General features: G+C 71.6%; 10 protein-coding genes. 1 reads left to right on the plus strand and 9 read right to left on the minus strand.

The features are described 5' to 3' along the window. The 5 genes from ccrA to B207_RS0130455 form a co-directional block, all read right to left on the minus strand. Positions 1–1,350 (minus strand): crotonyl-CoA carboxylase/reductase, encoded by a 1,350-nt coding sequence (gene ccrA / locus B207_RS0130435; protein WP_018640479.1) that lies wholly within the window; start codon positions 1,348–1,350, stop codon positions 1–3. 20 nt (positions 1,351–1,370) lie between these two features. Continuing rightward, complete coding sequence (locus B207_RS0130440; RefSeq protein WP_018640480.1) at positions 1,371–2,522, minus strand: acyl-CoA dehydrogenase family protein; 1,152 nt, start codon at positions 2,520–2,522, stop codon at positions 1,371–1,373. A gap of 34 nt (positions 2,523–2,556) precedes the next feature. Next, positions 2,557–4,716 (minus strand): acetyl/propionyl/methylcrotonyl-CoA carboxylase subunit alpha, encoded by a 2,160-nt coding sequence (locus B207_RS0130445; RefSeq protein ID WP_018640481.1) that lies wholly within the window; start codon positions 4,714–4,716, stop codon positions 2,557–2,559. A gap of 6 nt (positions 4,717–4,722) precedes the next feature. Next, positions 4,723–6,384: a carboxyl transferase domain-containing protein gene (locus B207_RS0130450; RefSeq protein WP_195905380.1), complete on the minus strand. Its 1,662-nt coding sequence runs from the start codon at positions 6,382–6,384 to the stop codon at positions 4,723–4,725. Positions 6,385–6,527: 143 nt separating this feature from the next. Next, positions 6,528–7,268 carry an SDR family oxidoreductase gene (locus B207_RS0130455; RefSeq protein ID WP_018640483.1) on the minus strand — a complete coding sequence of 247 codons (741 nt, stop codon included), beginning with the start codon at positions 7,266–7,268 and terminating at the stop codon, positions 6,528–6,530. A 410-nt stretch (positions 7,269–7,678) separates the two neighbouring features. Here B207_RS0130455 and B207_RS0130460 point away from each other — a divergent pair, with 410 nt between their 5' ends. Beyond that, positions 7,679–8,356 (plus strand): TetR/AcrR family transcriptional regulator, encoded by a 678-nt coding sequence (locus B207_RS0130460; RefSeq protein WP_018640484.1) that lies wholly within the window; start codon positions 7,679–7,681, stop codon positions 8,354–8,356. Between the two features lie 100 nt (positions 8,357–8,456). Here the strand turns inward: B207_RS0130460 and B207_RS0130465 are convergent, their stop codons facing one another. The 4 genes from B207_RS0130465 to B207_RS0130480 form a co-directional block, all read right to left on the minus strand. Then, on the minus strand, positions 8,457–9,650 hold the full coding sequence (locus B207_RS0130465; RefSeq protein ID WP_018640485.1) for a thiolase family protein: 1,194 nt from the start codon (positions 9,648–9,650) through the stop codon (positions 8,457–8,459). 440 nt (positions 9,651–10,090) lie between these two features. Continuing rightward, positions 10,091–10,945: an acyl-CoA thioesterase gene (locus tag B207_RS0130470; RefSeq protein WP_018640486.1), complete on the minus strand. Its 855-nt coding sequence runs from the start codon at positions 10,943–10,945 to the stop codon at positions 10,091–10,093. Between the two features lie 217 nt (positions 10,946–11,162). After that, the gene (locus B207_RS0130475; RefSeq protein ID WP_018640487.1) at positions 11,163–11,996 is read right to left on the minus strand and encodes a crotonase/enoyl-CoA hydratase family protein; all 834 of its coding nucleotides are present in this window, start codon (positions 11,994–11,996) and stop codon (positions 11,163–11,165) included. A gap of 58 nt (positions 11,997–12,054) precedes the next feature. Next, positions 12,055–12,405 (minus strand): MaoC family dehydratase (locus tag B207_RS0130480; RefSeq protein WP_018640488.1); only part of this gene is annotated, 351 nt, incomplete at its 5' end.

Genomic DNA, 12,405 nt, shown 5'->3' on the forward strand with positions numbered 1-12,405 from the left:
CTACACGCCGCGGAAGCGGTTGATGGCGGTGAGGTGACGAGCCCGCATCTGCTCATCCCGCACCCCCAGCCCCTCCTCCGGCGCCAGACACAGCACACCGACCTTCCCCTGATGCGCGTTGCGGTGCACATCGAACGCCGCCTGCCCCGTCTGCTCCAACGGATACACCCGCGACAACGTCGGATGGATCAACCCCCGCGCCACCAGCCGGTTCGCCTCCCACGCCTCCCGGTAGTTCGCGAAATGCGTCCCGATAATCCTCTTCAGATTCATCCACAGATACCGGTTGTCGTACTCATGCAGAAACCCACTCGTCGACGCGCACGTCACCACCGTCCCCCCACGCCGCGCCACGAACACCGACGCCCCGAACGTCTCCCGCCCCGGATGCTCGAACACGATGTCCGGATCCTCACCCCCCGTCAGCTCCCGGATCCGCGCCCCGAACCGCTTCCACTCCCGCGGATCCTGCGTCCGCTCGTCCGACCAGAACCGATACCCCTCCGCCGCCCGATCGATCACCAGCTCCGCACCCAACGACCGACAGATCTCCGCCTTCGCCGGCGACGACACCACACACACCGGCAACGCCCCACCCCGCAACGCCATCTGCGTCGCATACGACCCCAACCCCCCCGACGCCCCCCACACCAACACCACATCCCCCTGCTTCATCCCCGCACCGTTACGCGACACCAGCTGCCGATACGCCGTCGAGTTCACCAGCCCCGGCGCCGCCGCCTCCTCCCAACTCAGATGATCAGGCTTCGGCATCAACTGGTTCGCCTTCACCAACGCCAGCTCCGCGAGACCACCGAAATTCGTCTCGAACCCCCAGATCCGCTGCTCCGGATCCAGCATCGTGTCGTTGTGACCCTCGGGCCGCTCCAACTCCACCGACAGACAGTGCGCCACCACCTCATCCCCCGGGAACCACGCATGCACCCCCGGCCCCGTCCGCAACACCACACCCGCCAGATCCGACCCCACCACGTGATACGGCAGATCATGCCGCGCAGCCAACGGCGACGTCCGCCCATACCGCTCCAGGAACCCGAACGTCGACAACGGCTCGAAAATCGACGTCCACACCGTGTTGTAGTTCACCGACGACGCCATCACCGCCACCAACGCCTCACCCGGCCCCAGCTCCGGCGTCGCCACCTCGTCCACATGCAACGACTCCCGCGGATCCTTGTCCCGCGACACCCGCCCCTCGAACATCCCCACCTCGTCACGCCGCACCACCACACCCCGGTACGACTCCGGAACCGGCAACGCGGCGAACTCCGCCCGCCGCTGCGCCGACCGCGGCGAACCGGCCATCACTGCTTCGACGATGCGCTTCATGTGCTGTCCGGCCCCGTCCCTCAGACGCCGAGATGGCGTGCGATCAGCATTTTCTGGACCTCGCTGGTGCCCTCGCCGATCTCGAGGATCTTCGAGTCGCGCCAGTGCCGGGCCACCGGGTACTCGTTCATGAACCCGTAGCCGCCGTGGATCTGCGTGGCCTCGCGGGCGTTCGTCACCGCGGCCTCGGAGGAGAACAGCTTCGCCATCGCCGCCTCCTTCTTGAACGGCAGGCCGGCGAGCATCCGCCGGGCGGCGTCGTAGTAGGCGGTCCGGGCGACGTAGGTGCGCGTCTCCATCTCGGCGAGCTTGAAGGCGATCGCCTGGTTCCGGGCGATCGGGGCGCCGAACGCCTCGCGCTCCTTCGCGTACTTCACGCTCTCGTCGACACAGGCCTGAGCAAGCCCCACCGACAGGGCCGAGATGGCGATCCGGCCCTCGTCGAGAATCGACAGGAAGTTCGCGTAGCCGCGGCCCTGCTCGCCGAGCAGGTTCGCCGCCGGGACGTGCACGTCGGAAAACGACAGCGGCCGGGTGTCGGAGGCGTGCCAGCCCACCTTGGAATAGGGCGCGCCGGCGCTGAATCCCGGCGTCGGGACCGGGACGATGATGGAGGAGATCTGCGGGCGGCCGTTCACCGGCTCACCGGTCACCGCGGTCACCGTCACCACCCGGGTGATGTCGGTGCCGGAGTTGGTGATGAACGCCTTGGCGCCGTTGATCACCCATTCGCCGTCGACGAGCCGGGCGGTGGTCCGGGTGCCCCCGGCGTCGCTGCCGGCACCCGGCTCGGTCAGGCCGAAGGCGCCGAGTGCCCGGCCGCTGGCCAGCACCGGCAGCCACTCCTCGCGCTGTGCCTCGGTGCCGAACCGGTAGATCGGCATCGCCCCGAGGCCGACCCCGGCCTCGAGGGTGATCGCCACCGAGGAGTCGGCGCGGGCCAGCTCCTCGATCGCCAGGCAGAGCGCGAAGTAGTCCGCGCCCTGCCCGCCGTAGGACTCGGGGAACGGCAGGCCGAACAGGCCCATCTCCCCCATCTGCGCGATGACCTCGTACGGGAAGGTCTTCGCCTCGTCGTGGCCGGCCGCCGCCGGGGCGACCACCTCGCGGGCGAACTCCTCGACCGTCTTGCGCAGGCTCTCGTGTTCCTCGCTCAACCGGTAGTCGGCCATGGTCCTTCTCCTTCTTCGGGTCAGTGGCCCGGGGTCAGTGGCCAGCGCCGGTGGGCACGGCCGCACGCTCGGCGCCGGCTCCCGGACCGGCCTCGGCCGCGGGTTCGGCCGCGGGCTCGACCACCGCCAGCAGCGCGTCGAGCGCCACCGAGTCACCCACCCGGACCAGTACGTCCTTCACCTGGCCGGCCACCGCCGCCACCACGGTGTGTTCCATCTTCATCGCCTCGACGACCACCAGCGGAGCCCCGGGTTCGACGGTGTCCCCGGCGGTGGCACGGACGTCCACGACGATGCCCGGCATCGGGCTGCGGGCCTCGCCGCCCCGCTCGCCGCCCGCGCCGTCGCCGTCGCGCTCGGCCCGGCGCTCGGCCAGTGCCCAGGCGGAGCCACCGGCCCCGACCCAGACGGTGTCGCCGGACACCGCGACTTGCCAGCGCCGGGCCTGGCCGTCCACGGTCACCAGCGCCTCCGCCGGCAGGCCGGCGCCCGCGGCCGGCAGCCAGGTCAGGTCCGCGGCGCGGGGCCGACCGTCGCCGAGACGTACCAGCAGCCCGCCGTCAGCCTCCCGCAGGACGGCGACCTCGTGTGTCGGGCCGCTGGACGTGCCCGCTCCGGCCACCGACCAGCGCGACCAGGCCGGTCCGCCCACCCGCCAGCCCGACGGGATGTCCCACGGGTCGACCAGCGGGCCGGTCGGGACCATGCCCACCGCGCTCACCAGGCCGAACACCTCCAGTGCCGCCTCCAGGGCCGGCTCGCCCGCCGGCCGCGGGGCGCGCACCGCACCCGCGGCCGCCTCGGCCGCCTCCCCGGGACCGGCGCTGTCCGCGTCCTGGGAGGTCAGCGCCTCGAGGTGACGCTCGACCAGGCCGGTGTCGAGCCGGCCGGCGCGGGTGTCGGGATGCCCGATCAGCCGGCGCAGGAAGGCGATGTTCGTGGTCACGCCCAGCAGCGTGGTGCCGGCCAGTGCCGTGTCGAGGCGGGCGAGCGCTCCGGCCCGGTCGGGTGCCCAGGCGACGACCTTGGCGAGCATCGGGTCGTAGGTCGCGGCGACCTGCGAGCCGGGCCGCAGCCCGGAGTCGACCCGCACCCCCGGGCCGCTGGGCTCACGCAGCGCGAGGACATCCCCGCCGGTGGGCAGAAAGCCCCGGGACGGGTCCTCCGCGTAGACCCGGGCCTCGACCGCGTGGCCGGTGAGGGCGATCTCGTCCTGGGTGTGCCGCAGCCGCTCGCCCGCGGCGACCCGCAGCTGCTCGGCGACGAGGTCGACGCCGGTCACCAGCTCGGTGACCGGGTGCTCGACCTGCAGCCGGGTGTTCATCTCCATGAAGAAGAACTCGTCCGGACGGTGGGTGCTGACCACGAACTCCACCGTGCCGGCGCCCGCGTAGCCGACGGCGGCGGCGACGTCCACCGCCGCGCCGCCGATGCGGGCCCGGGTCGCCGCGTCGAGGAGCACCGACGGGGCCTCCTCGATGATCTTCTGGTGCCGCCGCTGCAGGCTGCACTCGCGCTCGCCGAGGTGGATGACGTTGCCGTGGGTGTCGGCGAGGATCTGCACCTCGATGTGGCGGGGGGTGTCGACGAAACGCTCGACGAACAGCGTGTCGTCGCCGAAGGAGGCGGCGGCCTCCCGCCGGGCCGAGCGCAGCGCCTCGGGCAGGTCGGCGGGGTCGCGGACGAGCCGCATGCCCTTGCCGCCGCCACCGGCCGCCGGCTTGACCAGCACCGGGTAGCCGATCTCGGTCGAGGCGGCGACGAGGTCGTCGTCCGACATGCCCGGCTCGATCCGGCCGGGAACGACGGGGACGCCCGCCGCCGCCACGGTGCGCTTGGCGGCGATCTTGTTGCCCATCAGGTCGACGACCTCCGCCGACGGGCCCACGAAGACCACGCCGGCGGCGGCGCAGGCCCGGGCGAACACCGGGTTCTCGGCGAGGAAGCCGTACCCGGGGTGGATCGCCTGCGCACCCGTGGCCGCGGCCGCGGCGAGCACCCGCTCGATGTTGAGGTAGGAGTCGAGCGCCCGGGCCGGACCCAGGCGCACCGCGACGTCGGCCTCGGCGACGTGACGGGCGTCCGCGTCGGCGTCGGAGTAGACCGCCACCGACCGGACGCCGAGCTCGCGCAGGGTCCGGATCACCCGGACCGCGATCTCACCGCGATTGGCGACGAGCACCGTGTGGAACATCGACCCTCACATCCGGAAGACGCCGTAGCCGACCGGCTCCAGCGGTGCGTTCGCCGCGGCCGACAGGGCCAGACCCAGCACGGTGCGGGTGTCCGCCGGGTCGATCACGCCGTCGTCCCAGAGCCTGGCGGTGGCGTAGTAGGGGTTGCCCTGCCGCTCGTACTGCTCGCGGATCGGGGACTCGAACGCTGCCTGCTCGTCAGCGGACCACTCCCCGCCGCGGGCCTCGATCGCGTCGCGCCGGACCGTGGAGAGCACGGCCGCGGCCTGATCGCCGCCCATCACCGAGATGCGGGCGTTGGGCCAGGTCCACAGGAAGCGCGGCGAGTAGGCGCGGCCGCACATCGAGTAGTTGCCGGCGCCGAAGGAGCCGCCGATCACCACGGTGAACTTCGGCACCCGGGCGCAGGCGACGGCCGTGACCATCTTCGCGCCGTGCTTGGCGATGCCACCGGCCTCGTAGTCGCGGCCGACCATGAAACCGGTGATGTTCTGCAGGAACAGCAGCGGGATCTGCCGCCGGTCGCACAGCTCGATGAAGTGGGCGCCCTTGAGCGCCGACTCCCCGAACAGCACACCGTTGTTGGCGATGATGCCCACCGGATGCCCGTGCAGGCGGGCGACCCCGGTGACCAGGGTCGAGCCGTACTCCTTCTTGAACTCGGCGAAGCGGCTCCCGTCCACCAGCCGGGCGATCACCTCGCGGACGTCGTAGGGAGTGCGCGGGTCCGCCGGGACCACCGAGTACAGCTCGGAGGACGGGTGGAGCGGCTCCTCGGTCGGCAGCACCTCCCAGGGCCTCGGCGGGCGCGGCGCGAGCTCACCGACGATCCGCCGGACGATGGCGAGCGCGTCGGCGTCGTCGGCGGCCAGGTGGTCGGTGACACCCGACTTCCGCGAGTGCAGCAGGCCGCCGCCGAGGTCCTCGGCGCTGACGACCTCGCCGGTCGCCGCCTTCACCAGCGGCGGCCCGCCCAGGAAGATCGTCCCCTGATTGCGGACGATCACCGCTTCGTCGCTCATCGCCGGGACGTAGGCGCCGCCGGCGGTGCACGAGCCGAGCACCGCGGCGATCTGGGCGATGCCCTGCGCCGACATCGTGGCCTGGTTGAAGAAGATGCGGCCGAAGTGCTCCCGGTCCGGGAAGACCTCGTCCTGGCGGGGCAGGAAGGCACCACCGGAGTCGACCAGGTAGACGCAGGGCAGCCGGTTGTGCAGCGCCACCTCCTGCGCGCGCAGGTGCTTCTTCACGGTCACCGGGTAGTAGGTGCCGCCCTTGACCGTGGCGTCGTTGACGACGACGACGCACTCGCGGCCGGAGACCCGCCCGACCCCGGTGATCATGCCGGCACCCGGCGCCTCGCCGTCGTACATCCCGTCGGCGGCCAGCGCGGACAGTTCCAGGAACGGGCTGCCCCGGTCGAGGAGGGTGTCCAGCCGGTCGCGGGGCAGCAGCTTGCCCCGCTCGACATGCCGCCGCCGTGCGGTCTCCGACCCGCCGGCGGCGGTGACCGCCAGCTTGCCCCGCAGTTCGTCCACCAGCTCCGTGAAGGCGGCGGCGTTGTGACGTGCGGGATCGCCCTTGACATCGACCAGGCTGCGCAGGGGTTCGGCGGGCTCCGCCCGCACCCGGGAAGCCGGCCGGCCGATGTTAGCGTCGACTAACATGCGACGGAGGCTAGCGGCACTCGGCCGCCGTGTCGAGGTGAAGCCCGTGACGGGCCCCTGGACACGGCCCGCCGGGCCGACCTCCGACCGGTCGCCCCGCCGGGCCGTGTCGGCGCGACGGGGCGACGGGGCGACGGCACCGCCTAGAGGCGCGGGCCCACCACGACGGTCGGGACGCTCGTGCTCGACCCGTTGCTGAGCACGTTGTGCACCACGCGGACCAGTTCGTCCACGGGCAGGAACGAGTTGGTGATGTAGCCGCGGCTGACCCAGGTCGGGTGCACCTCCATCACCAGGGACCGATCCCAGCCGGAGGAGAACTCCGTCGCCGAGTCGCCCTCGCCGCCGACGCAGTTCCCGACGACGATCCGGGTGAAGCCGACCTTCGGGTGCTCGCCCTGCCAGGCCTGGACCAGCTTGTCAAGCGCGGCCTTGCTCACCGCGTAGGCGCCGAGGCCCGGCCACGGATCGGTTATCGAGGCACTGACGGTCGAAAGATAGGCCGCGGTGCCACCGGACTCGGTGAGGTGCGGAATCGCCGCAGCGGTGATCAGCGAAGCACCGATCACATTGGTGGCGAAGGTGCTGTGCCAGAGTTCGGCACTGATATCGGTAAGGCGGGAAAGCGGGCCCACTCCGGGTGAGTAGACCAGCGCGTCGATACCGCCGAGGCCCTCGGCCGCCTCGGCTATCGCCCGCTGGCAGGACTCCTGGTCGGTGACGTCGCACGTGATCGCGAGCGTTCCCGACCCGGCTTCCTTGGCCGCGTCGACCAGGCGGTCCTGCCGCCGAGCCAGTAACGCGGTCGAGGCGCCCAGCCGCGCGAGGCCGACGCCGATACTGCGACCCAGTCCGCTCGACGCTCCGACAACTACTGTCCGCATCGCTCCACTCCATGATCCACAAGGTTTGACGACGCTGGTGGGCGCCTTATCAGGACGGACGGTACAGCAGAGACCGAAGCGCCACGTAGCGGCGCGGACCCCGTGCGGGACCGGGCAGACCGACGCGGATCGGCGGGGTGCACACCGCAGCCGACCCGCGCACCACGAGGGCAGCCGCGACACCGTCAACCCACCGTGCGACCCACCGTGGGACCAACCCCGCGACCAATCCCGCGGAAGCGCCATCACCAGACGGCGGAACGACTCAAATTGGCCACCGGCCAACTAGTATAGTCGCGGAACTTGACCCTGCCACCCAGGAACCACAGTCTCCACGACACCTGCCCGTACAAAGTGGGCCGGCCCCGGCGAGAAGGAATACGGGCCGCCCCCAACTGAAGGAGAATGAATTGTCGACGGCCGCGCCGGCTGACCGCGAGAAGCCGAACGGGCCACGCTCGCGCAAGGGCGCGGCGACCCGGGCCCGAATCCTCGACGCAGCGAAGACCGTCTTCGAGAACGACGGCTTCCTGGAGGCCAGGATATCGGACATCGCGGAGCAGGCTGGCCTGTCGCACGGTTCTTTCTACCATTACTTCGACTCGAAGGAACAGATTTTTCGCGAGGTCGCGAAGGAGATGAGCGACCTGCTCAACGCCCCGCTGAGCACGTCCATCTTCATTCCGTCGTCGACCGCACCGCCGCGGGAGCGCATCCGCGACGGAATCCGACGCTATCTTGAGAGCTACCGGGCGGAGGCCCGGATCATCGGCGTCATCGAACAGGTCACCCGGTATGACGCGCACCTCAACGGTGAGCGTTTCGAGCATCAGCAGCGTGATCGTGACCGGGTCGTCGGTTCCCTCCGCCAGCTCCAGCTCCTGGGCCTGATCGACGAGGAGGTGGACCCGGCGATCGCCGCACACTCGCTCGGCGCGATGATCTCCCGTTTCGCCGAGATGTGGTTGGTGCAGGGGCTCGTCGACACCGATTTCGAGCACGCGGTGGACCAGCTCACCCGGCTCTTCGTCAGTGCGCTGCGCCTGCGCGACAGACCGGCGCACCTGTCCCACCCGGAGATCGAGTGACCCGCTCGCGTCCGAAGGTCGACTGACGACCGGCTCCCGCCCGCACCCCTGCGGAGCGCGGGGCCCGCCCGGTCGGTGACCGGGCGGGCTCGTCACCGGGTCAGCTGGCCCGCGGCGCGGGTACCTCCAGGACGAGGGCGCTGGCCATGCCACCGCCCGCGCACATCGCCGACACCGCCGTGCCGCCGCCGCGGCGGCGCAGCTCGTGGATCAGCGTGATCACCTGGCGGGCGCCCGTCGTCGCGATCGGGTGCCCCAGGCTGCAGCCACTGCCCAGGAAGTTCACGCGGCTGTCGTCGATCTCCAGCAGCCGCGAGGCCGCCACCGAGACCGAGGCGAACGCCTCGTTGATCTCCCACAGGTCGATGTCACCGATCGACAGACCCGCGCGGCGCAGGGCCTTCGGGATCGCCAGCGTCGGCGCGATCCCCGTCTGGGCCGGGGGGACGCCCACCGAGGCCCAGGCCCGCACGACCGCCAGCGGCTCCAGGCCGTGGGCGTCGGCGTACGCACCGTCGGTGATCACCATGGCGGCGGCACCGTCGTTCGCCCCCGCCGCGTTGCCGGCGGTGATGCTGAAGCCCTCGATCTCGGGGTGCAGCGGCTTGAGAGCGGCGAGCTTCTCCGCGCTGGTGGTGCGCCGGGGGTGCTCGTCGACGGCGAAGGTGAAGCTCGTCCCGTCGCGGCGCGGCACCTCGATCGGGAAGATCTCCTCGGTGAAGCTGCCGTTGTCGATGCCGGCGATGGCGCGCTGGTGCGAGCGCAGCGCCCAGGCATCCATCTCCTCCCGGGAGACCCCCGCCGCCACCGCGGCGTTCCAGCCGACGGTGATCGACATGTCGAAGTTGGGCGCCTCGGCGGTGTTGCGGTGGGTCGGGGAGTACCAGTCCTCCACCTCGTCGCTGCCGGGCCGCCGCCGCTTCGACCGCGGAGCGGTGGAGGAGGAGTTCGTGCCGCCGGCGACGACGACCCGGTCCATCCCGGACCGGATGGAGGCTGCCGCCGTCTGCACGGCGACGAGCCCGGAGGCGCAGTGGCGGTTGTGCGCGACACCCGCGGCGCCGACGATGCCGGCCTCGATGGCCGCGTAGCGGGCGATGTCACCGCCGCCGTAGAGGGACTCCCCCAGCACGACGTCGTCGATGTCGGCCGGGTCGACACCCGAGCGGCGCACGGCCTCCGCCACGGCCTGGGTACCGAGGGCGAACGCGTCGACGTCCACGAGGGAACCCTTGACCGCCGTACCGATCGCTGTTCTTGCGGTCGAAACGATTACCGCTTCATGCTCCGTCACGTTCGCTCCTCCTGTGGGAACCACGAACCTCACGACACCGACCGGAAAGCCCGGGCACTGTGAGGTTCCTCATAATGCTGAAGTCGACATCGGGGTCAGGACATGACAGAACGCAGCGGAACCTCATTCTGCGCACCTCTCATGTCCGGACACCGTTCGGCGCGCGCGGGGCATCGGTGTTCTGGTCCCGGACGAGGTTCCCGAGCCCCGACAGCCACGGCTGCCCGCAGCGTGCCCTGCCCATCACCCGACGTCGCCATGCGCGGGACGGACCGGGGCCTGCCAGCAGCAGCAGCCGCCGGCAGGCCCCCGGCACATCCAGGAAAATCCTCTCAGACGGTGTCCGAGACTGTCGACCAATAGCATTCCGCCCGGCGCGAAGCGCGCAATCCCAGAGGAAGAGCGCCGTTCTCGCCGGGCAGGGGCCCAGCCTGGCGGAGCTAGAGGTGACCTCCGCCGCCACCCGCCATGGCGCGGATCATGGCGTCCTGCACGAAGGACGCGACGAGACCCTGCCCGCCACCGAAGGCGTCGCCCTGCCCGTAGCTGCGGCCCTGCCCGGCGAACGGGCTGCGCAGTGACATCAGCAGCCACTCCCGGGCCGGGCTCGGCTGGTGGAACGTGATCGTGTGGCTCAGGACGCCGGTCGAGATGGAGCGGTGTGCCAGTGCCTGGCCGACGCCCTTGTGCGGCCGCATCGCCGTGGCGATGAGGAAGCTGTCGGTGGCGAAGGCGAGCAGCGCCTGGCCGATCACCGCGTCGTCGGGGGCACCGGGCCAGCGGGTCCACACCTCGAGCTCGGGCGGGCCGACGACGTCGGGATCGTTCAGATCCACCTCCCCGACCACCTGGATCTGCCAGGTGGTCGGCGCCTCGGCGGCACCATCCGGGCCGGCCGGCGTGGGCGGGTCGGGCGGGCCGGCCGGGGGTGCCGGGTGTGTCTGCGCGTAGCTGATGAAGTCCGGCTCCTCGGCGGACAACATCACCTGCGACTGCACGCACAGCCGGTCACCCTGGCTGATCGACACCAGGCTCGTCGCCAGGCTGCGGCCGCTGTGCACCCGGGTCACCGCGATGTCGAGCGGGACGTCCGGGCGAGCCGCGCGGGCGAAGACCGTGTGCAGGGTCTTGACCTTCTTGCCGTCGTTGCCCTGCTGGGCGGCGACCAGCGTCTGGGCCAGCAGCTGGCCGCCGTGGGCCACCGGGCCGCCGGGGTGGACACTGCCCGCGCGGTAGCGGTCGGTGGCGACCGGCTCCAGGTCCAGCACGGCGAGAACGTCAGCGACGGGGAACATCGGCTACCACGCCCCGCGGAGCCGCGCGACGGCGCTGCGGCCGGGCGCACCGTGAAGATCCAACGAAGGTCACCTTCCGTCCAGGGAACCCGACACGGGGCGTGCCGGGTGGGGAAACCCCCGAAAGGAACATGTCAGGAGAACGCCGGTGGGCGCCAGCGGTGCCCGCGGGCGCCATGGCCACCGCCACCAGCGGCGGTGGCCAGCGGCTGACGGCCTACCTGCCGGTCCAGCGCGGTGGGCGCTTCTCCGCGAACGCGCGGGCACCCTCCTGGGCGTCTGCGGAGGTGCGGACCACGGCGACGAACTCCTCCTGGCGGGCGAAGCCCTCCTCCAGCGACCAGTCCACCGAACGGGCCAGCACCTGCTTGGACGCCGCCAGCGAGAGCGGCGCGTTGGCGGCGATCTCCTCCGCGAGGGCGAGGGCGCCGCCCAGCGCCTCCCCCGGTTCGGTGAGCCGGTTGACGAGGTGGACGTCCGCCGCGTCGGTCGCGGGCCACATCCGTCCGGTGAGCACGAGCTCCATCGCCAGGTGGTAGGGGATGCGGCGCTGCAGCCGGAGCAGTCCGCCCGCCGCCGCGGTCAGCCCGCGCTTCACCTCGGGCAGGCCGAAGTTGGCCGTCCGCGAGGCCACGACCAGGTCGCAGGACAGCACGATCTCGAAGCCGCCGGCGAGCGCGTAGCCCTCGACCGCCGCGATCAGCGGCTTGCGGGGCGGCTGGTGGGTGACGCCCGCGAAGCCCCGGCCGGGCACGACGGGGCGTTCGCCGCGGGAGAAGCCCTTGAGGTCCATGCCGGCGCAGAACGTGCCGTTGGCGCCGGTGATGACGCCGACGCTCAGGTCGTCGCGGGCGTCGAGCTCGTCCAGCGCGGCAGCGATCGCCGTGGCCAGGCTCAGCGACATCGCGTTGCGCGCCGCCGGCCGGTTCATGGTGAGGACGAGCACCCGGCCGTGCTCGGTGCGGATGAGTTCGTCCCCGTCGGCGGGGGCGGGCACGGGGGCGGCGGGGGGCGCAGGGCGCTCCGGGCGGGGGGTCTCCAGCTCAGCCATGGTCTCTCTCCGGTGGTGCGGGGCAGGATGCGGGCCCGCTGGACTCGGGCACCGCCGGTCAGGGGACCCGCGGCTCGGGACGCCCGGGCTGCTCGCCACCGCGGGCCTCGCCGTAGGAGCGCTTGGGCACCATCACCTTGCGGCGGTAGATGCAGACGAGCGTTCCGTCCTGGTTGAGCCCNCGGGTCTCGACGGTGACGATGCCACGGTCGTCCTTGCTCTTCGACTCCACCTTGGCCAGCACGGTCGACTCGCCGTAGATCGTGTCCCCGTGGAAGACCGGCGCGACGTGCCGCAGCGACTCGACCTCCAGGTTCGCGATCGCCTTGCCGGAGACGTCGGCGACGGACATGCCCAGCAGCAGCGAGTACACGTAGTTGCCGACGACGACGTTGCGCTTGAACTGGGT

The organism is Parafrankia elaeagni (genome assembly GCF_000374165.1).
GTDB lineage: Bacteria > Actinomycetota > Actinomycetes > Frankiales > Frankiaceae > Parafrankia > Parafrankia elaeagni.